The organism is Pyramidobacter sp. YE332 (assembly GCF_033060595.1).
In the GTDB taxonomy this organism is placed as follows: domain Bacteria; phylum Synergistota; class Synergistia; order Synergistales; family Dethiosulfovibrionaceae; genus Pyramidobacter.
Genome location: NZ_CP133038.1, coordinates 1,795,537 through 1,816,656, shown reverse-complemented (window position 1 = coordinate 1,816,656; position 21,120 = coordinate 1,795,537). Strand labels below are relative to the sequence as shown.

The 21,120-nt window shown below is 55.8% G+C and carries 20 protein-coding genes and 3 tRNA genes; 19 read left to right on the top strand and 4 right to left on the bottom strand.

The genetic code is table 11. The annotated features are described in order from the left end of the window. Positions 1-4: 4 nt before the first annotated feature. Positions 5-1,900 carry a YgiQ family radical SAM protein gene (locus RAH42_RS08570; protein ID WP_317539265.1) on the top strand — a complete coding sequence of 632 codons (1,896 nt, stop codon included), beginning with the start codon at positions 5-7 and terminating at the stop codon, positions 1,898-1,900. Next, a complete protein-coding gene (murB, locus tag RAH42_RS08565; RefSeq protein ID WP_078015164.1) occupies positions 1,869-2,819 on the top strand; it encodes a UDP-N-acetylmuramate dehydrogenase in 951 nt (316 codons plus the stop codon). Before RAH42_RS08570 ends, murB begins: the two co-directional genes overlap by 32 nt. 67 nt (positions 2,820-2,886) lie before the next feature. Here the strand turns inward: murB and yedF are convergent, their stop codons facing one another. Further along, a complete protein-coding gene (yedF, locus tag RAH42_RS08560) occupies positions 2,887-3,486 on the bottom strand; it encodes a sulfurtransferase-like selenium metabolism protein YedF (RefSeq protein ID WP_078015163.1) in 600 nt (199 codons plus the stop codon). 152 nt (positions 3,487-3,638) lie between these two features. Here yedF and selA point away from each other — a divergent pair, with 152 nt between their 5' ends. The 12 genes from selA to RAH42_RS08500 all read left to right on the top strand — a co-directional run bounded on the left by selA (position 3,639) and on the right by RAH42_RS08500 (position 13,934). Continuing rightward, entirely contained in the window at positions 3,639-5,024 is a 1,386-nt protein-coding gene (gene selA, locus RAH42_RS08555; RefSeq protein ID WP_078015162.1) for an L-seryl-tRNA(Sec) selenium transferase, read from the top strand. Continuing rightward, entirely contained in the window at positions 5,021-6,940 is a 1,920-nt protein-coding gene (selB, locus tag RAH42_RS08550) for a selenocysteine-specific translation elongation factor (protein ID WP_078015161.1), read from the top strand. The genes selA and selB overlap by 4 nt, the downstream gene beginning before the upstream one ends. A gap of 95 nt (positions 6,941-7,035) precedes the next feature. Next, complete coding sequence (locus RAH42_RS08545) at positions 7,036-7,548, top strand: hypothetical protein (protein WP_317539264.1); 513 nt, start codon at positions 7,036-7,038, stop codon at positions 7,546-7,548. Next, entirely contained in the window at positions 7,545-7,871 is a 327-nt protein-coding gene (locus tag RAH42_RS08540) for a hypothetical protein (protein ID WP_317539263.1), read from the top strand. The genes RAH42_RS08545 and RAH42_RS08540 overlap by 4 nt, the downstream gene beginning before the upstream one ends. Before the next feature lie 31 nt (positions 7,872-7,902). Next, entirely contained in the window at positions 7,903-8,691 is a 789-nt protein-coding gene (locus tag RAH42_RS08535; RefSeq protein ID WP_078015159.1) for a phosphoribosyltransferase family protein, read from the top strand. Between the two features lie 75 nt (positions 8,692-8,766). After that, positions 8,767-8,946 (top strand): ferredoxin, encoded by a 180-nt coding sequence (locus RAH42_RS08530; protein WP_078015158.1) that lies wholly within the window; start codon positions 8,767-8,769, stop codon positions 8,944-8,946. A 30-nt stretch (positions 8,947-8,976) separates the two neighbouring features. Further along, positions 8,977-9,051 (top strand) — tRNA-Ile (locus RAH42_RS08525). Between the two features lie 183 nt (positions 9,052-9,234). Continuing rightward, positions 9,235-9,468, top strand: a complete 234-nt coding sequence (locus tag RAH42_RS08520) for a hypothetical protein (RefSeq protein WP_317539262.1) — start codon at positions 9,235-9,237, stop codon at positions 9,466-9,468. 74 nt (positions 9,469-9,542) lie between these two features. After that, entirely contained in the window at positions 9,543-11,336 is a 1,794-nt protein-coding gene (locus RAH42_RS08515) for an IS1634 family transposase (protein WP_317539261.1), read from the top strand. Positions 11,337-11,434: 98 nt separating this feature from the next. Next, a tRNA-Ile gene (locus RAH42_RS08510) sits at positions 11,435-11,509 on the top strand. 183 nt (positions 11,510-11,692) lie between these two features. Continuing rightward, positions 11,693-13,231 carry a DUF1538 domain-containing protein gene (locus RAH42_RS08505; protein ID WP_240496078.1) on the top strand — a complete coding sequence of 513 codons (1,539 nt, stop codon included), beginning with the start codon at positions 11,693-11,695 and terminating at the stop codon, positions 13,229-13,231. After that, positions 13,224-13,934 carry a hypothetical protein gene (locus RAH42_RS08500; RefSeq protein WP_078015156.1) on the top strand — a complete coding sequence of 237 codons (711 nt, stop codon included), beginning with the start codon at positions 13,224-13,226 and terminating at the stop codon, positions 13,932-13,934. The genes RAH42_RS08505 and RAH42_RS08500 overlap by 8 nt, the downstream gene beginning before the upstream one ends. 192 nt (positions 13,935-14,126) lie before the next feature. On the opposite strand, the gene RAH42_RS08495 is transcribed toward RAH42_RS08500, so the two are convergent. Then, positions 14,127-14,201 (bottom strand) — tRNA-Val (locus tag RAH42_RS08495). 176 nt (positions 14,202-14,377) lie between these two features. Between RAH42_RS08495 and RAH42_RS08490 the strand changes: the two genes are divergently transcribed. Both RAH42_RS08490 and RAH42_RS08485 read left to right on the top strand, forming a co-directional pair. Then, complete coding sequence (locus RAH42_RS08490) at positions 14,378-14,809, top strand: hypothetical protein (RefSeq protein WP_078015155.1); 432 nt, start codon at positions 14,378-14,380, stop codon at positions 14,807-14,809. Positions 14,810-14,929: 120 nt separating this feature from the next. Further along, on the top strand, positions 14,930-16,588 hold the full coding sequence (locus tag RAH42_RS08485) for a carbon starvation CstA family protein (protein ID WP_078015154.1): 1,659 nt from the start codon (positions 14,930-14,932) through the stop codon (positions 16,586-16,588). Positions 16,589-16,982: 394 nt separating this feature from the next. Here the strand turns inward: RAH42_RS08485 and RAH42_RS08480 are convergent, their stop codons facing one another. Together RAH42_RS08480 and RAH42_RS08475 are read right to left on the bottom strand one after the other, a co-directional pair. After that, on the bottom strand, positions 16,983-17,618 hold the full coding sequence (locus tag RAH42_RS08480; RefSeq protein ID WP_317539260.1) for an IS630 family transposase: 636 nt from the start codon (positions 17,616-17,618) through the stop codon (positions 16,983-16,985). Beyond that, the gene (locus tag RAH42_RS08475; RefSeq protein WP_317539259.1) at positions 17,539-18,021 is read right to left on the bottom strand and encodes a winged helix-turn-helix domain-containing protein; all 483 of its coding nucleotides are present in this window, start codon (positions 18,019-18,021) and stop codon (positions 17,539-17,541) included. Before RAH42_RS08475 ends, RAH42_RS08480 begins: the two co-directional genes overlap by 80 nt. Positions 18,022-18,362: 341 nt before the next feature. On the opposite strand from RAH42_RS08475, the gene RAH42_RS08470 reads away from it, so the two are divergent. From RAH42_RS08470 to RAH42_RS08460, 3 genes are all read left to right on the top strand, one after another. Continuing rightward, positions 18,363-18,989: a GntR family transcriptional regulator gene (locus RAH42_RS08470; RefSeq protein WP_078015153.1), complete on the top strand. Its 627-nt coding sequence runs from the start codon at positions 18,363-18,365 to the stop codon at positions 18,987-18,989. Positions 18,990-19,088: 99 nt separating this feature from the next. After that, positions 19,089-20,093, top strand: a complete 1,005-nt coding sequence (locus RAH42_RS08465) for a thiamine pyrophosphate-dependent dehydrogenase E1 component subunit alpha (RefSeq protein WP_078015152.1) — start codon at positions 19,089-19,091, stop codon at positions 20,091-20,093. A gap of 15 nt (positions 20,094-20,108) precedes the next feature. Beyond that, the gene (locus RAH42_RS08460) at positions 20,109-21,086 is read left to right on the top strand and encodes an alpha-ketoacid dehydrogenase subunit beta (protein WP_078015151.1); all 978 of its coding nucleotides are present in this window, start codon (positions 20,109-20,111) and stop codon (positions 21,084-21,086) included. Positions 21,087-21,120 lie beyond the last annotated feature (34 nt).

Below are 21,120 nucleotides of genomic sequence, written 5' to 3'. Positions count from 1 at the left end.
GGGAATGAACGATTTTTTGCCGGTCTGCCGGCACGACATGGAGCGCCGCGGCTGGGAACAATTGGACTTCTTGTTTGTCACCGGCGACGCTTACGTGGACCACCCGACGTTTGCCAACGGACTGATCGCCCGCTGGATGGAGTACCTGGGCTATCGCATCGGCGTGATCGCCCAGCCCGACTGGCGCAGCCGCCGCGATTTCGAAGCGATGGGGGAGCCGCGGCTGGCCGTCTTCGTCTCGGCGGGCAACCTCGATTCCATGCTGAACAAGCTGACCGCCTCGCGCAACAAGCGGGGGCGCGACGCCTATTCGCCCAACGGCGAAGCCGGACATCGGCCCGACCGGGCCACGATCGTCTACTGCAACCGCGTCCGCGAGATCTGGGGGACGAAGCCGTTGATCGTCGGCGGCATCGAGGCCAGCATGCGCCGTTTCAGCCATTACGACTACTGGTCGGACAAGGTGCGTCGGCCGATGCTTGCCGACTGCAAAGCGGATCTTCTGATTTACGGTATGGGCGAACTTCAGCTGAAAGAAATCGCCGCCCGGCTCGAGGCGGGCGTGCCGGCGCGTGAAATCGACTCGGTGCCGGGCACCTGCGTGATGAAAAGGTCCAAACCGGAGGGCTGCGTGGAAATCCCGTCCTACGAGGCGGTCGCGGCCGACAAGACGACTTATGCCGAAGCGTTCCGCCTGCAAAGCCTGGAGCAGGATCCCATCTGCGGCACGGCGGTGGCGCAAAAAGTCGGCGACCGCTACATGGTGCAGAACAAGCCCATGCGCCCGCTGACGACGGCAGAGTTCGATCTGGTCAACGAGCTGCCGTTTACCCGCGAAGCCCATCCCATGTACGACGCCCGCGGCGGCATCCCCGCCATTGAAGAGGTGCGCTTCAGCATCAACAGCACGCGCGGATGCTTCGGCAGCTGCGCTTTCTGCGCGATCCACGCCCACCAGGGGCGCATCGTTCAGGCGCGGAGCGAAGCTTCGATCCTGCGGGAAGCCCGCGAGATGACGCGCCACCCGAAATTCAAAGGCTACATTCACGACGTCGGCGGCCCGACGGGGAACTTCCGCGCGCCCGCCTGCGAGGCTCAGCTGCGCCGCGGCTGCTGCCGCCACCGGCAGTGCCTTTCGCCGAAGCCGTGCCCGCATCTGCACGCGACTCATCGCGAATTCATCCGGCTGCTCGAAAAACTGAGAGCCGTTCCCGGCGTGAAAAAAGTTTTTCTCCGTTCGGGACTGCGGTATGATTATATCCTCGCCGATCCCGAGGGGAAAAAGTTTATCGAGGCGCTGTGCCGCCATCACGTCTCCGGGCAGTTGCGCGTGGCGCCGGAGCATGCCAGCCTGCGCGTGCTGCGTTTGATGGGCAAGCCGCCCATCGAAGAGTACGTGCGCTTTAAAAAGCTCTTCGAAGAGGCGACGCGGCGCGCGGGAAAAGAACAGTACGTCTTGCCGTATCTGATTTCCAGCCACCCGGGATGTACGCTGAAGGACGCGGTCGAACTGGCGGAGTTCCTGCGCGACCAGCATTTTACGCCGGAGCAGGTGCAGGATTTTATCCCGACGCCGGGCAGCCTCTCGACCTGCATGTTCTATACGGGGCTCGACCCGACGACGGGCGAAAAGCTGTACGTTCCCCGCGGCGGCCACGAAAAAGCCCTGCAGCGCGCGCTGCTTCAGTATCGAAAGCCCGAAAATCGCGACCTTGTGGCGGAAGCTCTGCACAAAGCCGGCCGCGACGACCTGATCGGCTGGGACGAGCGCTGCCTGATCCGCCCGCCGAAAAGGAACCGGCAGGAATTTTCTGTGAAACGAAAAAAATTAAGCACGTCATTCGCTTCGGGAGGAGAAAAGAGGAAATATGGCCAACACACTCGCCGAAACCCTGACTGACTCGGGATTGATCTGGAGAAACGGAGTGCCGCTGCGGAACCTGTGCCACTGGAAGATCGGCGGCCCCGCGGATTATGTGATCGAACCGCGCAGCGCGGAGGAGGCTGCGGCGGCGCAGCGCATCGCCAGAGAAGCAAACGTTCCGTTTCTTGTCATCGGTCACGGTTCCAACATGCTTTTCGACGACGCCGGTTACCGCGGCGTCATCATAAAGTTGGGCAGCAGGATGAGCCGTTGCCGCTTTTCCGGCTCGAGGGTCAGGGCGGAAGCCGGGATCTGGGCGCCGATGCTGGCGCGGGCATGCGCCGGGCGTGGCCTGACGGGACTCGAACATATCGTGGGCATCCCTGGCAATCTCGGCGGACTGCTTTATATGAACGGCGGCAGCCTGAGGCAGAGCATCGGAGACGCCGTGGTCCGCGTGGACATTTTGGACGGGCAGGGGAATATCGCCGCCGTCTCTGCTGCGGAGTGTGATTTCTCCTACCGTCATTCGGTCTTTCAGGAAAAGAAGAGCATCGTTCTCGGCGTGGAATTGGAACTTCAACAAAGCACGCCCGGTGAAGTGCGCCGAAAGATGCTGGACATTCTGAGGGAACGCCGGGAAAAGTTCCCATTGGACCTGCCCAACTGCGGTTCGGTGTTCAGCAACGAGCCCCGGCTTTACGAAGCGTACGGGCCGCCGGGCATGGTGATCGAGCAGACGGGGCTGAAAGGCGCTCGTATCGGCGACGCGGAGCTCAGCGTGCGCCATGCCAACTTTATCGTCAACCGCGGACGGGCGTCCTCGGCGGATGTTTTCGCGCTGATCAGACACGTCCGGCGGAAAGTCCTGGAGCGAACGGGATTTCTGCTGCACTGCGAGGTCTGTTATGCGGCTCCGGACGGCCGATGCGGGCGTCTTGACGCTTTCCTGTAGATAAAAAATATGGAAGCTCCTCATTCTCAGAAGAGCTTCCATCATTTTTAGATTTGCAGTTGGGAATTTATAGAGAAAGAGTATTGCAGGCAAGCAAAGTGGAAACGATCTCGAACATGTTGGAGACGATCCCGACTCCGACTTTTTCCATCAGGCCGAAGTGCTTCAGGCAGGTCCCGCAGACAAGCACCGTGCCGCCCCGCGCCACATAATCGCGAAGCGTTTCGGCGCTGGACGTGCCCCGCTCCGCAAGCGTGACGCCCTCGTTCATCAGGGCGATGACTGACGGGCGTTCGTTTTCGTCGTACTGCACCAGCGTGCCGAGGAAGGCTTTCATCAGCACTTCGCCAAGCTCCGGATCGTCGCCGCCGATCCTGCTGTGAGCGATGAAAACGGCGTTCTTCAGCTTGGCCGACGGCACGAGATTGCCGCCGCAGGCTGCGGGGGCCGGCAGCGAACCGTCGCGGGTGCCGGTCACGGTGAAATCTGTGCCTTCTCCGCTGACAACGGCTTTGTAGCCCCTGCTTTCGAAGAAGCGCGAGACGTTCTGCGTGGCCGGGACGTTGTCCACGCGCACGGCGACGGCGTCAGGATTGTCGGCGACGGCGTTCTTGGTCATGATCACGGGTTCGGGGCAGGCTTTGCCTCTGGCATCGATTTGAATCATCTTTTTTCCTCCAATTCCGATATTCGTGAGATAATAAATGACAACAATAATGATTATAGCATTCAAGGTTGAAAATGCTACTCGAAATTTACTGTGGGAGCGTGTTCATATTGGTTAAGAAGCAGCGTAAGGTCGAGTCCGTCCAGGAGTTGATGCGTTCACTCCCTTCCATGGAAAAAATCCTCACCGACGGCCGCTTGGGCGAATTCGGCGGCATTATCGACCGCGACAGTCTCAAGCATCTGTGCCGCGACGCTCTGGAACGCTGGCGCGACATGATCCTCGACAGAGAGGTGCTGAATTTTGACGACGACGTTTTTTTTGCGGAACTGCGTCAGGAGTTGAAACGCCGGCTGCGTCCCAGTCTGCGTCCCGTGCTGAATTGCACCGGCGTCGTGGTGCACACGAATCTCGGACGCTCCTGCCTTTCCGCCGAAGCGGCCGAGGCGGCGCGCGCCGCCGCCTGCGGGTACAGCACGCTCGAGTACAATCTCGAAAGCGGCGCGCGCGGGCAGAGAAATTTCCACGTGGAATGGCTCCTTTGCCAGCTGACGGGAGCCGAAGCCGCGCTCGTCGTGAACAACAACGCGGGCGCGGTGCTGCTGGTGCTCGCCGCGCTGGCCGGCAAAAAGGAAGCGGTCGTGTCCCGCGGGGAGCTGGTGGAGATCGGCGGCTCGTTCCGCATCCCCGACATCATGAGTTTCGCGGGGACCCGCCTGGTGGAGGTCGGCTGCACGAACCGCACTCATCTGAAGGATTACGAAAACGCGATCGGCGAAGAGACAGCGATGCTGCTCAAAGTCCATCCGTCGAATTTCCGCATCACGGGGTACGTGTCCCTGCCGCTTCGGGAGGATCTGGCCGAACTGGCCCACGCTAAGGGACTGATGATGGTGGAGGATCTGGGAAGCGGCATTCTTGTGGACGCTCAGACGCTGGGGCTCGAGGGCGAGCCGACCGTGAACGAGTGTCTGAAAGCCGGCGTCGATGTCGTCACTTTTTCGGGCGACAAGCTTCTCGGCGGTCCGCAGATCGGCGCCATCGTCGGCAAGAAAGAGATCGTCGACCGGATCCGCAAATACCCGCTGCTGCGCGCTCTGCGCTGCGACAAAATGACGCTGGCGGCCATGGAAGCGACGCTTCGCCTCTATCTTCGCGGCGACTGGAAAAAGATTCCTTCGCTCGGCATGATCGCCGTTCCCGCGGACGAACTGAAAGCCCGCGCCGTCCGGTTGAAAAAAAGGATCGATGCCGAACTGGCCGATTTCTGTCTGCAGACGAAAGTCGTGCCGGTCGAAGACGCGGTCGGCGGCGGCGCTTATCCGGAACGTCCGCTGCCGGGCTGGGCGGTTTCGCTGCTTCCGGCCAACGAGAATTTAAACGCCGGCATTCTGCAGGAACGCCTGCGCCGCTGTACTCTGCCCGTCGTCGCCGGAGCGCGCAGCAATGAGCTTTTGCTCCATATGCGCACGCTCCCGGCCGAGAACGAGAGCGTCTTGATGAATTCGCTGAGAGAAGCTCTGGTGACGGAACGATGAGCCGGCGCGAAATTTCGCTCGTGGTCGGAACCGCGGGGCACATCGACCATGGCAAAACGCAGTTGGTCAAAGCTCTGACGGGAATCGACTGCGATCGTTTGGGCGAAGAGAAAAAACGCGGCATCACGATCGAACTGGGATTCGCGCCGCTGGTCCTGCCCAGCGAGCGCGTGATCAGCCTGATCGACGTTCCCGGTCATGACCGTTTCATCCGGCAGATGGTGTCGGGAGCTTCCGGCGTCGACGCGGTCATGCTGGTCGTCGCTGCGGACGAAGGCGTGATGCCGCAGACGCGGGAACATCTGGACATCCTGTGCCTGCTTGGCGTTCAGCACGGCATCGTCGCCATCACGAAAAAGGATCTGGTCGACGAAGAGATGCTCGCACTCGTCGAAGAGGACGTCCGCACTCTGACGGCCGGCACGTTCCTCGAGGGCTGCCCGGTCGTGAGCGTCTCTTCGGTGACCGGCGCCGGCATCGACGAATTACGGCGCGCGCTGGAGCGTCTGGTGGATCAGGTAAAGCCGCGGGAGCGCAGCGGCGCTTACTTCATGCCGATCGACCGAGCGTTTCCCGTGGCGGGATTCGGCACGGTCGTCACCGGTACGGCCTACAAAGGGAGCATTGCTCCCGGCGAGGAGATCGAAGTCTATCCTTCCGGGCGGAGATCGCGCGTGCGCTCGGTGCAGGTCCACGGGAAAACCGTCGAGTCCGCCTATGCCGGACAGCGCGTCGCCATGTGCCTGAACGATCTCGATCTGAATGAGATCCGGCACGGCGACGTCGTCTGCGCGGACGGCGTCTACAAAGCGACATCGTGTCTTGACGTGATGCTCAAACTGCTCGGCTTCGTTCCCGAACCTCTGGAACATTGGCAGCGCGTCCGGCTTCACATCGGCACGTCCGACGTCCTGGCCAGAGTTTCCCTGCTCGACGAAAAAAATCTCCGTCCCGGTCAGACCGCCCCCGTTCAGCTGGTTCTGGAAGAGCCGGTGGTCGCTTCGCTGGGGCAGCGCTTTGTGATCCGCTTTTACAGCCCGCTGCGGACGATCGGCGGCGGAGAAGTGCTCGTCCCCTATGCGAGCCGCCCCTCGGGCAGGAAACGCCGCGAATCGGAACGCGACCGTCTGGTCGCGCTCAGCGGGACGTTGACCCGCGAGGAACGGGTCGGCGCGATCGTGAACTTCGAGGGGAGCCTTTCCATGAGCGAACTCATGGTGCAGGCGCAAGAGCGCCGTCAGGACCTTGCCGCGGTCCTCGAGAAGCTGGAAAGCGGCGGCAAATTGGTGCGTCTCCACGTCGGCGACGGCATGATCTTTTCGGCGGAAAGCTATCGGAACGCCGTGGAAAAACTTCGTGCCGCAGCGAAGGCGTTCCATGCCGCTTATCCGCACCAGCGCGGGATCGCGCCGGAATCGCTGATCAATCAGGTCTTCTCTGAGTCGGAACGGAAAATCGGCCGCCTGATCCTGGAAAAGGCCGTCGAGCAGAGCCGGTTCAGAGTTGACGGAGACGTGCTGGCGCTGCCGAAGTTTGCAGCCGTCGACGATTCTGCGTACAGCGAGGCGCGGAAAAAACTGCTGGATCATTGTTCCAGGTGCGGTTTTCAGCTGCCGGAAATCGAGGCTTTGCCGAAAAACCTGAACATGACGGCCGGAGATTTTAGAAAACTGCTGGATCAGCTGAAAAAGAACAATGAAGTCGTCGTTCTTGAAGGGACGTTTGTCCTCGCGGTCGAGATTCTCAATCCGCTTCTGGCCCGGCTGAGCCGGATCGAGGGAGGGTTCACGCTGGCGCAAGTGCGGGATTTGACGGGCAGCAGCCGCAAGTTCGTCCTGCCTGTCCTTGAGTACATGGACGGAAGAGGGATCACGCGGCGCGTCGGCGAAAAGAGAATTCTCTTGAAAAAAGACTAAAAAGCAGAGTCTTCTCCGGAATGAAGAGGCGCTGATTATTTCAAAAAGAGGCTCCGGCCTCTTTTTTTGTCGCAGCGTGCAGGAGGCTGATCGAGGTGGAATTTCGGAACTGCTGGGCCAAGATAAATCTGTCTTTGCGAGTTGTGGGCAGGCTGCAATCCGGTTATCATGACCTGTGCTCCGTCTTTTTCAAAATCGGGCCGGTCGATTGCTTGACAATTAATGAGGACGTAGAGGATAATGTAAGGGTAATTTTTAGCCGGACAAAGTCAGGCATCCAGGGACGCAATATTCTTTTGAAAGCGCTGGACAGGATCCGTGCTGCGGGCATCGCCGTACCGCCGCTGGACATGTGCCTCGAGAAAAGAGTGCCGCCGGGAACGGGGCTGGGCGGCGGCAGCGGCGACGCCGCCGCGCTTTTGGATTATCTGGCGTCGGCGGGGTATCCCGTGGGACGATTCGCTGCGGAGATCGGCGCCGACGTTCCGTTTCTGCTCAGCCGGGTTTCTGCGGCGCTTGCGCGGGGGCGGGGGAAAAACTCTCGCCGCTGCAGGCCTCCCCAGCCCAATGGCGAGTCGTCGTCGCCATACCGACGTGGCGTTGTGTGACGGCCGATATGTTTGCCAGACTGGACGAATATTTTCATGACGAATGGAAAAGCACGAGCGAGCGGGCGTGCTCGGAAGCGCGTCAAGTTTTTGACCGGCTTGTGCGCGGAGAGTTCTGCGGCCTGCTGCCGAACGATTTTTCCGATCTGCTTTTAAGGGAACGCGGCGAATATCGAGCGCTTTTTGCCGATTTTTATCGGACCGGGGCCATCGCCTGGGGAATCAGCGGCAGCGGCAGCTCTGCCTTTGCCTTGTGGAATAAGAACGACTTTCGCGGTTTCAGCACCGCGTTGCCCTGGGTGGAGGACGTGCTTGTTTTTTGAATCGATCGAAAAAGAAAAGGTGTGACACGACATGAAAGGTCAGCGTACGGAACGGCTTATTCGTATAACTTCCAAATTTCTTTCTTCCCCGTCATGTCAGATTTCACTGACCGGTCTGGCCAATGAGTTCGGAGTTTCGAAGACGGTGATCAGCGACGACGTGTCCATGGTGAACGACGCCCTGACGCGGGAAGGGTACGGCCGTCTGGTCGTAGATCGCGGCCGTACCGGCGGGGCTTTTCTCGTCCCCGCGTTGTCCTCGGAACGCCGCGAAGAGTTTTTGAAGAACGTCGCGAAAATCCTTTCCGCTCCCAGTCGTTTGCTGCCGGGAGGGCTGATCTATTATGCGGACATCCTCTTCAATCCGGTTTATACGGACGTCTTGGGATTGGCTTTCGCTTCGGATTTCAAAGATCTTCATCCCTCTCTGATCATGACCTCGGAGGTGAAAGGGATCCCCCTTGGACTGGCGACGGCCAGGGCTTTGGGCGTGCCTCTGGCGGTGTGCCGCTTTCGAAACCGCGCCAGCGATGGGCCGGCCGTCTGCGTGCATTATCCGACGCAGAGCGGCGAAGTCCGCTCAATGTATATGGGGACGAAAGTCCTTTCGCCCGGCGACAAAGTGCTTCTGATCGACGACTTCATGCACGGCGGCAGCACTGCTGCCGGAATGGTTCAGGTCGTGCATGAATTTCGCGCGGAATTGGTCGGTATGGGCGTGTTTATCGCCGTGGACGAGCCGGAGGAAAAAGCCGTCGGCGAATATAAAGCTTTGCTGAGGCTCTCTTTGCATGGCGAAGAGCGCGTTTCGCTCTTCTGAACTCCGGGTGGATGATGGGTTGACTCATGTCGTGGCGCTGGTTATAATTGTGCGTCGTGGGAAGGGGACTGGCTCATGTTTGTGACCCTAGATACGGAGAAGTGCATTGGCTGCGGCGTCTGCGTGCAAATCGCGCCGGACGTTTTTTCTCTCGACGAGGAGCGCGGTGTGGCGAAAGTCATTCGCCAGGAAGGCAATGCAGCGGTGGAACAGGCTGTGAAAAGCTGTCCGGTTTCGTGTATTGCGGTTGAATAACGTTCGTCGTCTGGCTGCATGATCTGAAGAGGGCCCATAGCTCAAGGGTAGAGCTGCCGGCTCATAACCGGGAGGTTCCAGGTTCGAACCCTGGTGGGCCCACCATTTGACTGTCAGTTGATTGAATTTCTCGAGAAACCTCGCTTGCGGCGAGGTTTTTTTGTTATACTGTGTGTGTCGCTTTGCGGCTCTCTCGGAACGCCGCAAGGTTCGAGTTTTTAAAAGGGACACTTTTGTCAAAAATACAAAGCTGCCGTGTGCGGCAGCGTTTCAGGGAGGCTGAAGGCATTGAATAAGTTGAAGGGGAAGGTCGGCGAGGCGCTCAAGTCGGTTACGCCTATTTCTCTCTTGGTCGTCGCTCTGAGCGCATTGATCGTCCCCATGCCTGCGGAGATACTGATGCTTTTTCTTGTCGGCGCGGTGCTTTTGATCGTGGGGATGGGATTTTTTTCTCTCCCGACTTTTAGAAATCGAAGAAGCGCAAAGACTTGCAATAACTCTTTCGGCAGGGAGTTTTTATGACTTTTGAATATACGCTTAAGAATCGCTTAATATGTTATAATACTCCTTGAGGAATCGTCCTCCCGGAGGTCAGCATGAGTTTCCGAATCAAACTGATGAAAAACAAGGGCAGACTTTACGCGGCCATCGTCGAGGAGACTTACAATCCTCTCATCAAACGCAGTTCCGGAAAAACGATCCGCACGTACGGCGACCTGAACAAACGCCGCCTCACAGAGCCGGACATCGACGAAAGAATTCAGGCGGATCTTGCTGAGTTGAGGGCAAACGCAGATCTTGCAGAACGCCTCAAAGCGCAGACGCTTAAGGATCAGGTCGCAACATGTGCACCCAACAATAAACCGGACTGTGCGGGCATTTATAACTACGGCATCGCCCTTTACCGCAGATTATGGGAACGCCTTGGGCTGGACGTCTGGTTCAAACAGTATCGACGCAATCACCGACTCAAGTTCGACTTCGACCTTGCCGCATTCTTCCTCGCCGCACTGCGCATTCTGGCGCCTTGTTCGAAAAAACGGACGCACGAATACCGCGGGAACTTTGTCTTCGATTTCTCTTCCCTCACCCAGGCGGACCTTTACGAAACTCTCGGGCTCCTGAGCGGGAGCAAGGATGTCCTGATACGTAACGTCAACAAGGGGATCGCGGATATCTACGAGCGAACGATGACTGTCGCGCTTTACGACTGCACCACGTTTTACTTCGAGAGTTTTGATTCCGACGAACTTCGCGCGCGCGGGATGTCCAAGGAGAACCGCACGAATGAGGTGCAGGTGGTGATGGGACTGCTCGTTGACGCCGACGGCATCCCTCTTGACTATGAGCTGTTCCGCGGTAACACGTCGGAGATCAAGACCCTGCTGCAGGTCGTCCGGAAGCACAAGGTAAATTCCGGACTGGGGAAAGTCACGGTCGTCGCGGATCGCGGGCTCAACTGCAAGCTCAACTTGCAGCACCTTGCGGAAGAGGGTTTTGATTACATCGTGGCCCAGAGCATCAGTCGGCTGAAAAAGGACGTGAAGGAGCGGGTTCTTTCCGAGGAGAACTGGGAGCACAGCGAACGGTTCCACGAGGACGTGTTCAAGATGAAGCGTCTGGACGCCAGAGCGGATCCCGAACGTGACGCAGGCATCATCGTCACTTGGTCGCTGAAACGGCACCACCATGACCTGGACGTTCTGGAGGAATTGTGGACGAAGGGGAAAGAACTGGTCGCGAAGGGAGCCTCAGCCGTCGAGACATCCATGAAACACGGCTCAAGACAGTTTCTGAAGAGCAAGAAAGGGAAGAAAGGCGAATACGAGGTGAACACCTCTCTCTACGAAAAGCGTAAAAAGCAGGCGGGTTTCTACGTCATCGCCACCTCCAACAAGGACGCCTCCCCGCAGGAGATCTTCGCGAACCTGCGCCGGCTTTGGCGCGTCGAGGAATGTTTTCGAGTACTCAAGAGCAACCTCGATGCCAGGCCGGTTTTCGTCTGGACGCCGGAACACATCCGCGGGCACTTCCTCGTCTGTTACCTTGCGCTGGTTCTGGAACGTCTTTCCTGTCACCTCATCCGCATGAAGGGCATCAGAGACATCTCGCCTCACAAGCTCGTTGAACTCATGCGCCAGCAGAACGTCACCGTCCTGAGCGGCAGAGCCAGGAGCACGCCCATCAGCCTTCGACTGGGACACGACGGCAGCACGCCGGAGAGAAAGAACGCGGACATCGCGTCGGCCGACGCCGTGATGCAGATATTTGGAATCGCACCCGTCAATATGATGGAAGCCTATCCCGATCTCAAGAACAAACTCGCTTGTCGACTGCCTTTTGCTGCACGGGAGGCGACAGGAGGGATTATCCGTAGATCTCGCGGTTGAAAAAAATCGCGCTTACTCTTGATGCTGCTTGAGCTTGGCTTCGATTCCCCTTGGAAAAGTCGGGATAACGTTCGTCGTCTGGCTGCATGATCTGAAGAGGGCCCATAGCTCAAGGGTAGAGCTGCCGGCTCATAACCGGGAGGTTCCAGGTTCGAACCCTGGTGGGCCCACCATTTGACTGTCAGTTGATTGAATTTCTCGAGAAACCTCGCTTGCGGCGAGGTTTTTTTGTTATACTGTGTGTGTCGCTTTGCGGCTCTCTCGGAACGCCGCAAGGTTCGAGTTTTTAAAAGGGACACTTTTGTCAAAAATACAAAGCTGCCGTGTGCGGCAGCGTTTCAGGGAGGCTGAAGGCATTGAATAAGTTGAAGGGGAAGGTCGGCGAGGCGCTCAAGTCGGTTACGCCTATTTCTCTCTTGGTCGTCGCTCTGAGCGCATTGATCGTCCCCATGCCTGCGGAGATACTGATGCTTTTTCTTGTCGGCGCGGTGCTTTTGATCGTGGGGATGGGATTTTTTTCTCTCGGCGCGGACATGGCCATGATGCCGATGGGGGAGGGCGTCGGAAAGCAGATCACTCTGCTGCGCAAACTCTCCTTTGCCGTGCCCGTCTGTTTTTTGCTCGGCCTGATCACGACGATCGCCGAGCCGGATCTGCAGGTATTGGCCGGGCAGGTGCCGGCGGTTTCGGATTTTACGCTGATCATCACGGTTGCCGGCGGTGTCGGCGTTTTTCTTGTCATCGCGATGCTTCGCCCTCTGTTGAAGATCGATCTCGCCCACGTTTTGTTGTTTCTGTATGGGGTGGTTTTCCTTCTCGCGTACTTTACGCCGCAGTCGTTTATCCCCGTCGCTTTTGACGCCGGCGGCGTCACGACGGGACCGATCACCGTCCCGTTTATCATCTCTCTCGGCGTCGGCATGGCGTCGATGCGCCACGATGAATCGTCTCAGGAGGACAGCTTCGGTCTCGTGTCTCTCTGCAGCGTCGGCCCCATCTTGACGGTGATGCTCCTGGGGATGATCTATGATCCCCAGACAACGGAGGCATCCCAAACGATTGTGCCGATGGACAAGATGACTTCGATCGACATTGCCGAAAGCTTCTTTGTGAGAATTCCCGCTTATTTGAAAGAGGTCTCGCTCGCCTTGACGCCCGTTGTCGCTTTTTTTGTCGTTTTTCAAGGGATCTTTGCCCTTTTCCGCCGTGGCTCTCTGATCCGCATCGTCGTGGGGGTCGCCTATACGTTTATCGGGCTCGTGCTTTTCCTTACCGGCGTCAACGTCGGCTTCATGCCGGCCGGGCACTTCATCGGCAAGTCGCTGGCCATGTCCGAGTACAGATGGCTGCTGTTGCCCCTCGGACTGATTATCGGTTATTATGTGGTCGACGCGGAGCCGGCCGTCCACGTTCTGAACAAGCAGGTCGAAGAGATTACCGGCGGCACCATCTCGCAACGAGCCATGCATGTCAGTTTGGCCTGCGGCGTGGCCTGCTCCGTTGCGTTTGCGATGTTGCGCGCGATTACGGGACTGTCCATTTACTGGATCATCATTCCGGGTTACGCGCTGGCGCTCGTTTTGACTTTTTTCGTTCCCCCTATTTTTACCGGGATCGCCTTCGACTCCGGCGGCGTTGCCAGCGGTCCCATGACGGCGACGTTTCTTCTGCCTTTGGCCATGGGCGCGTGCGAAGGCGCGGGCGGTTCCATCCTGACGGACGCGTTTGGCGTCGTTGCCATGGTGGCGATGACGCCGCTCATTTCGATCCAGATTCTTGGCGTGTTGTATAACATGCGTCTGAAGGCCGCTGCCAAACAGCCGCCGGTCAGTAAGGTCTACGACAACTTCGTTATTATCGAGTACACTCCGGAGGAGCTTGCCTATAATGACTGAGAAATTGCCCGTAATGGAACTCATGGTCACGATCGTTGACCGAACCAAAGCGGTCCAGGCCACAAATTTCTTCAAAGGAAAAAACGTTTCCCTGACGCTTTCCTGCTGGGGGAGGGGAACGGCGAGCACCGAGATCTTGGACATCCTGGGCATCGGCGAAAAGGAAAAAGTCGTTGTGTTCGGCTTGACCCCGCGCTCCTGGATCCCCGCCCTCATCACCCAGATCTCGGACGCCATGCAGCTTCGCAACGCCGGGCGAGGGATCCTTTTTACCATCCCGCTTTCATCCGTGAACCGGGGAATACCGCGTCGTTACCTGTCAGCCGTTCGTGAGAAAAAAAACGAGGAGCGCGTCATGTATAAGACTAACGAAAACAAATATGAATTGATCATTGTCAGCACAGAAGATGGTTTCGTCGATTCGATCATGAAATCCGCTCGGAACGCTGGCGCGCGCGGGGGGACCGTGATGAAGGCCCGCGCTGTGGGCGACGAAACTACGGAAAGTTTTTTTGGGCTGAAGCTGTATGATGAGATGGAAATCTTGGCGATACTGGTCCAACGCGAAGAGAAAGCGAAGATCATGTCCGCCGTCAGCAGAACCCTGGCGGAGAAATCTCCGGAGAAAAGCACGATTTTTTCGGTGCCGGTCGATGATGTTGTAGGGGTTGGCGCGGATCTGGAGAATCCTGCCCCAGTATAATAAAGTAAGGAGAGAGCCCAATTCGTTCGTTTTATGGGCAGCACATGAGGCGCACGGAATATTAAAACTTTTGCGCGGTCCGGCATGTCGATTTTTATGTATTAATATGCTATACTGAAGCCGCGATAACAGCGGCTCGGAGAATAAAAAAATCCGCAAGACGATTCGTCTCACGGATTTGCTGGTTCCATATGGTGGGCGATACAGGGTTCGAACCTGTGACCTCTTCCGTGTGAAGGAAGCGCTCTTCCACTGAGCTAATCGCCCTTTTTGTTTGCAACGTATGAGATTATAAATGCTCTGTGCAATTTTTGCAACCCCCAAAAGAGAAAAGTTGCTTGTATACGGCGTTTTGCTTTTGTGGTAAGATTTGAAAAGTTAGATGGATAAAATACGCTGTATGCAGTCGAATGGATACCATATCGTGCAGGAGAGTGCCCGAGATGATCGATATGTCCTACTTAACGGGTGGAAAAATTTATTGGGACGACTGGCGTTTTGTGCCATGGCAAAGTGGCAGCGCGTCGGGAGTTTATCGTCGGGTCGATTTCATAAAAGCGGGGCTGCTGGGCGAGGTGGGGCGGTATAAAGCTGATGATTATATTATCTGGAAATATGAGGATGGGGACCTTGAGTGTCTGTTTAAAAATGCCAGGCACCAAAAAGGCTTGATGCTTCAACGCTATATTTTTGTCCGCCCAGAAGGGAATACCACTTCGAGAAGCAAATCGTTCCGAATGGGATTCAACGGCTTTGTCGAGGTCTATCAGTATACCCCTCTGGGAGATTCATTGAAAAGACTGACCGATCTTACCCAGCTCATCGACGCGGCGCACAAATATGCCTTGGCTCATAAGGGGGAATCGCCGGGATAAAACACAGGGGCGACGGAATCTCATGGGGTGAGTGCCGGTGGGGAAGCAGGTCCTCCCGGTTCACGATAGAAAAACGCCCAAGACGAAAGGGCGCAAAAATTGTATGGAGGTGTGTTTTATATGCTGTTCCCAATGATGTTTGGTATTTCTGCTGTCATATTTATCATCGGCTACATCGTTTATGGGCGCTTTATGGCGAATGTGTACGGCCTTTCCGACACGAACGAGACTCCTGCTGTCAAGTTCGAAGATGGGATCGACTATTGTCCTGCCCATCCGGCCGTCTTGCTGGGGCACCACTTTGCTTCGATTGCCGGCGCTGGACCCATCACGGGGCCCATCGCCGCAGCCATGAAGTTTGGCTGGCTGCCTACGATTTTATGGTGCGTCATCGGTTCGACCTTCCTCGGCGGACCTCACGACATGGGCGCCCTGGTTGCTTCTCTTCGCCACGACGGCCAGTCGATCGGCGCGGTCGTTGAAAAATGGATCGGCAAAACGGGGAAATTCCTTTTCCTGAGTTTTACCATCCTCACGCTGATCCTTGTCGTCGCCGTCTTCCTGGTCATGTCCGCCGGCACGTTTGCGGCTGATCCTGTCGTTGCGTTTGTCAGCTCTCTTTATATCATATTGGCGATTATCGCCGGCTTCATGATTTATCGCTGGCATGTTCCTCTCTGGGTTGTCACGATCGTCATGCTCGCTTTGATCGTCGGCGGCTGCGTCAAGGTGAACGCCGAGACGGCCCCTTGGCTGATCAACACCGTTTTTGCCCATGACATCAACTTCTGGAACGCGTTCCTCGGCGTTTATATTTTCTTTGCTTCCATCCTGCCGGTGTGGATGCTCCTTCAGCCCCGCGATTACCTTGCCTCTTACTTCCTGTATTTTGCCGTGGCCATCGGCGCGTACGGCATGTTCGCCGGCAGTGCGCTTGATTCCAAGACCGTTTCCGTAGTGGCTGCCAACGTCCGCTACTTCGGTTTCTCTTCCAGCGCCATGTGGCCTGCCATGTTCGTCCTGGTTGCCTGCGGCGCCATTTCCGGTTTCCATAGCCTCGTCGGCAGCGGCACGACGTCCAAGCAGCTCCGCAAGGAGAAGGATGCCGTTCTTGTCGGCTACGGCGCCATGCTGATCGAAGGTCTGGTGGCCGTCATCTCCATCGGTACGCTGATGGTGCTTGGCCTTGAAGGCGCAAAGGGACTTTCTCCCGTGCAGATTTTCTCGTTGGGTTTCGGTAAGTTCTCGACGCTTGTGGGACTTGACGCCACGTTCGGTGCCCGTTTGGGCGCCATTGCCATCAACAGCTTCCTGCTGACTTCTCTTGATACGGCGACTCGTCTGGCCCGCTATCAAGTCCAGGAGATTACCGGCGGCAAAGTCAGCATGTATCCTGCGACGATTTTCGTTATCGTCCTCGCTCTTTGCCTGGTCTACACCAAGACTCACGATGTGAGCGGCAAGGTGATCGCGGCGTGGCTGGCGATCTGGCCGATTTTCGGCGCCGCCAACCAAATGGTCGCCGCTCTGAGCCTTCTGAGCATCGCGGCCTGGGTCAAGCTTGGCCTCAAAAAGAAGCATACTTTTGTGTATGCTCCCTTCTGGTTCATGCTTGTAACGACGGTCTTCTCGCTGATCATCGAGGTGAAGGAGCGGTTCGCGGTCGCTCAGCCCAACTATCTGCTTTCCTGCTTGGCGGTTATCCTCATCGTTCTGGGGATCGCCATGTCCATCGCGGGAATCAGGACCATGCATTCCAGCGAAAAACAAAGCGCCTGATGCAATTTAGAATTTAAACGGTACGAAAAAAATCTTCCTCTTCGGAGGAAGATTTTTTTTGTGAACGAAAAGAGTCTGTCTCATGCTCTTTCTCGGGCGAAAGACCGAATTACGAGGGGCCCCGAGACAGTCCAACCGATCGGACTGCCTCGACCGCTGTACGGTCTGCGCAGCTCGCTTTGTTGTTTTCCCTCGGAGCGCCGCAAAGTTCAATCCTTTAGTGAGAAATCGGTATAATGTCGTTTTTGGGGCAGACGCCCCAACAGTCTTTTTATGGTGAGCGATGAAGAATTTGCTCTGCGGCAAAAGATGTGTTGAAAACTGTATAGGGTTACGTGTCATGTGTTTTTTGTAACACGACTGTGTGTAAACGCGGCGCTTTTTATACTATTTCTCATTTAAAGCACCTAACAATCCATTGTCTTGCGGTAATACTCCTTATGGTCTGAGCGGTGAGATTTCTGATCGTGCGGCACAGACGCTCGACAACGTTCTCAAGCGTCGAAAAAATCTCGTTTCGAAAGCCCTGACAGCGCAGCTCTCTCCAGATCTGCTCAATGGGGTTCATCTCGGGGGTATAGGGGGGAATATGGAACAGGGTGATGTTGGCAGGAACCTGAAGCGCTTTGGACTTGTGCCAGGCAGCTCCGTCACAGCAGAGCAGAATATGGTCTTCCGGAAATCGGTGTGAAAGTTCCCGCAGGAAAACGTTCATGCAATCGCTGTCGCAGTTGGGCATGATCAGAAAGAGGCTTTCTCCCGTAAGCGGCTCTACGGCACCGTAAGCATAGCGGTATTCGCGGATGTGAAGGCAGGGAACGTTCGGTCGAATGCCTTTCCTGCACCAGCAGTATTTGGGCGTGTTGATTCTGCCGAAGCCGGCTTCGTCCTGAAACATCAGTCTGACGTTCCCTGTTGTGGATAACTCTTTTAATTCCTGAACTTGAGCGTTAATTTTTTGAGGCCTCGATGGCCTCCTCGTTCGCTTTCCTGGGGTGACGGCTGCGCGGCATGACTTTTCTCCAGCCATGACGTTTCAGGACCGCGTAAATCTGAGTCGGACTGATAGTATGTCCCACCGCGGTCTGATAGGCTTGGGCTATTTCCGCCACCGAAACGATTTCTCCTTTCCCGGCTTTCTCCAGGTAAGGAGCAAGTACGGCTTCTTCCTGCTCATAGGTCATGTTCCGATGGTTGCCGAGGTAATGGCATTGCAGCACATACGAGAGACCGCGATGGATAAACTGCGAGATGATCTTGCTGACGTTCGTGAAGTGGTATTCCGTGATTTCGCTGATTTCTTTCAGGGTTTTCCCTTCGGCGCGCAAGCTGAGGATTCTCAGTTTGGCTTCGATCTTCTTGTTGCGATTCTTTTTCCGCGCTGCTTCGATTTCCGCCTGCTGTTCCGATGTGATCTCGTATTTTACGGGCATTCTCCATCACCTCGGGTGCATTATAACTGAGGTACGGATACTTTGGCTATACTATAATGAAATAGTATTAATTAGTTTTTTATTTGCAATGTGCGTTATCTATTTGTCAGATCCTCGTGAAATGGTGAGTTTAAGAAAAGAACCATCATTTTTATACATGTTAATTATTGTATTTGACAAAGAGTGGTAATTTTGATATTATTCAAACATAAAGCGGTATTTTCTTGGTATACTGCAAAAATACTACCGGAATTTTATGATGCTCCACTCACGTAAATGGGAAGTCGTTCTTTAAATAAGGAGATTTTACGTTATGCCACACCATTGAAGGAGGGGAAATATTGCTCACTACAAAAAGGGATATTGCGTACAAAAGAATCAAAGAAATGATTCTTCAAGGAGATTTAACGTCGGAATCCACCCCTTCGGAGAAAAGTCTCGGCGATGAGCTTGGCATGAGCCGAACTCCTGTACGTGAAGCTCTTCAGAGGCTAGTTATGGAGGGATTCATGAAGGGATTTTCGCATAAAGGTTCTATGGTCAACGAGATCTCGATAGTCGAAGCTGTGGAGATCGTGGAGTTACGTATGGCTGTGGAGGAGTTCGTCATTCAGAATCTCAGTCTTCCTCTGAGCGGCGAACAATGCGCGAAGCTGCAGGCGATGGTCGATTCTCAGGAGGGGCTCGCAGCCGCCGGCAATTCGTCGGCTTTCCTTGAGAGCGACGTGGAATTTCATGACTATCTGGCAAGTCTTTACGGCAATCAGCTGCTGAGAGATACGCTTAAAAGCGCTCGAGAGCGCTTTCTCGCCCCCGGCGGGGTCATTTTGCGCAACAAACCCCAGATGCTGGAGGCACTGGAAGGGCACGTGAAAATACTTGATGCCCTGCGAAAGGGGGACTCGGAAGAGGCCAAGCGGCAGATGCACGCCCACATGGTTTTTGCGAAGCACGTGCTGATTTCCTGATGGAACGTGAGAAAACAGAGGCTCAAGGGGGGTACTTCACCTCGCGATGGAGTCCACTTCACCGAGAGGAGTCAAAAAATCGTTAGGGAGGTTGTTTGGATGAGTGCGCTTGCCATTCATAAGGAACCGACGGTTCCTGTGAGGAAGTATAGCAAAAAACTGTTGACGGAGCTCTACGGAAAGATGGTAACCATCCGGCTTTTTGAACAGACGGTCGAATCTCATTTCCTTGCGGGTGAGATCCCTGGGTTCGTGCACCTCTACATCGGCGAAGAAGCCATTGCTGCTGGTATTATGGCAAATCTAACTAATCGCGATTACATCGAAAGTACCCATCGCGGCCATGGCCATACAATCGCCAAAGGAGCCGATCTAAAACGCATGATGGCCGAAATCTTTGGCAAAGCTACGGGCTACTGCAAAGGCAAGGGTGGTTCTATGCACATCGCGGATTTTAGCATTGGCATGCTCGGGGCTAACGGCATTGTGGGCGGCGGCTACACTTTAGCAGTTGGCGCTGGATTGGCCACAAAACTTTCTGGCGAAGACAAGGTTTCCGTTGTGTTCTTCGGCGATGGCGCTTCCAATCGCGGCACTTTTCACGAGGCTCTGAACATGGCGGCCATCTGGCAGCTGCCAGTGTTATTCGTTTGTGAAATGAACCAGTGGGCTTCCACGACTCCTTACAGAACCACCACATCCGTAGAAAACATTGCCGATCGTTGCCAGGGATACTCCATTCCCGGCTATGTTGTGGACGGAAACGATGTTTTAGCTGTGTATGAGGCCGCGAAGGACATTGTCGCAGATATCCGCGCGGGGAAAGGTCCCGCCCTCTTGGAGTGCAAGACGTATCGAATCAAGGGACACTTCGTGGGTGACCCCGAGAAATACCGCACAAAAGAGGAAGTTCAGCACGAATTCGAGACCAACAACCCGATCACCCGTTTTGAGGAAAAGGTTTTGAAGGCCGGAGCCTTGACCCAGGCTGATCTCGATGCCGTCTATAAGCAGGCGGAACAGGAAATTGCCGAGGCACTGAAGTTTGCCAAGGAAAGTCCGGAGCCATCGCCTGAAGCGATTTATGAGGATCTCTACGTATAAGGAGGCTCGTCAGCCATGAAGACCATCACTTTTTCTCAGGCAACTCAAGAGGCCATGATCGAAGAGATGGAGCGTGACCCCTCCGTATTCGTCATGGGAGAGGACATCGCCCGTCAAGGAGGCATTTTCGGCCAATTCAAGGAACTCCCGGGACGCTTCGGCACCGATAGAGTCCGCGACACGCCGATCAGTGAAACGGCGATCGTCGGTGCTGCCGTCGGGGCTGCTCTTGCGGGTATGCGTCCCGTTGCCGATATGCATTTTGCCGATTTTATGCTCGTCTGCGGCGACGAGGTGTTCAACCAAATGGCTAAAGTTCATTACATGTTCGGAGCTCAAAAGACTGTTCCCATGGTCCTCCGCGCTCCTGATGGATTGATCAGCCAGGCTGCCGCACAGCATTCTCAAATGGTTGAGGGGATTTTTGCACATATTCCTGGGTTGAAGATTGTTTCCCCCTCCAATCCCGCCGATGCGAAAGGACTCTTGAAATCTGCGATTCGTGATGACAACCCCGTTATCTACTTTGAGCACAAAGCCCTCTTCAGCACCAAAGGCGAAGTCCCGGAAGACAGCGATTTTTACGTTCCTATTGGCAAAGGCCGAATTGATAAAGTCGGTACGGATGTGACGGTGGTTTCTTGGTCTCACTGTTTGCACACTACGTGCCAGGAAGTCGTTAAACTGGCAGAAAAGGAAGGTATCAGCGTTGAGTTGATCGACCTTCGTACGATCGTTCCCTGGGATAAGGAAATGGTTCTTGAGTCCGTTACGAAGACTAGTCGCCTCTGTATTGTCCATGAAGCTGTGAAGCATGGCGGTTTTGGCGGTGAAATCGCCGCTACCGTTGCTGAAGAAGCCATCGGAATGCTTGACGCGCCGATCCTTCGTTTCGGAGCTCCCTTTACTCCGGTTCCGTTCGCTCGCACGCTGGAGCAGGCCTACCGCCTTTCGCCGGAGAAGATCGTGGCTGGCATCAGGAAAATGTTCTAGTGTTCTTAGAGACATAGCGTGAAAGTGATTTTTA

Bases quoted from the DNA above. Each gene is read 5' to 3' on its own strand.
- RAH42_RS08460 (WP_078015151.1), top strand. From the start codon at position 20,109: ATGAAGACCATCACTTTTTCTCAGGCAACTCAAGAGGCCATGATCGAA.
- RAH42_RS08475 (WP_317539259.1), bottom strand. From the start codon at position 18,021: ATGCCCGTAAAATACGAGATCACATCGGAACAGCAGGCGGAAATCGAA.
- RAH42_RS08515 (WP_317539261.1), top strand. From the start codon at position 9,543: ATGAGTTTCCGAATCAAACTGATGAAAAACAAGGGCAGACTTTACGCG.
- selA (WP_078015162.1), top strand. From the start codon at position 3,639: ATGCGTTCACTCCCTTCCATGGAAAAAATCCTCACCGACGGCCGCTTG.
- RAH42_RS08480 (WP_317539260.1), bottom strand. From the start codon at position 17,618: ATGGCTGGAGAAAAGTCATGCCGCGCAGCCGTCACCCCAGGAAAGCGA.
- RAH42_RS08535 (WP_078015159.1), top strand. From the start codon at position 7,903: ATGAAAGGTCAGCGTACGGAACGGCTTATTCGTATAACTTCCAAATTT.
- selB (WP_078015161.1), top strand. From the start codon at position 5,021: ATGAGCCGGCGCGAAATTTCGCTCGTGGTCGGAACCGCGGGGCACATC.
- RAH42_RS08490 (WP_078015155.1), top strand. From the start codon at position 14,378: ATGATCGATATGTCCTACTTAACGGGTGGAAAAATTTATTGGGACGAC.
- yedF (WP_078015163.1), bottom strand. From the start codon at position 3,486: ATGATTCAAATCGATGCCAGAGGCAAAGCCTGCCCCGAACCCGTGATC.
- murB (WP_078015164.1), top strand. From the start codon at position 1,869: ATGGCCAACACACTCGCCGAAACCCTGACTGACTCGGGATTGATCTGG.
- RAH42_RS08465 (WP_078015152.1), top strand. From the start codon at position 19,089: ATGAGTGCGCTTGCCATTCATAAGGAACCGACGGTTCCTGTGAGGAAG.
- RAH42_RS08500 (WP_078015156.1), top strand. From the start codon at position 13,224: ATGACTGAGAAATTGCCCGTAATGGAACTCATGGTCACGATCGTTGAC.
- RAH42_RS08530 (WP_078015158.1), top strand. From the start codon at position 8,767: ATGTTTGTGACCCTAGATACGGAGAAGTGCATTGGCTGCGGCGTCTGC.
- RAH42_RS08485 (WP_078015154.1), top strand. From the start codon at position 14,930: ATGCTGTTCCCAATGATGTTTGGTATTTCTGCTGTCATATTTATCATC.
- RAH42_RS08570 (WP_317539265.1), top strand. From the start codon at position 5: ATGAACGATTTTTTGCCGGTCTGCCGGCACGACATGGAGCGCCGCGGC.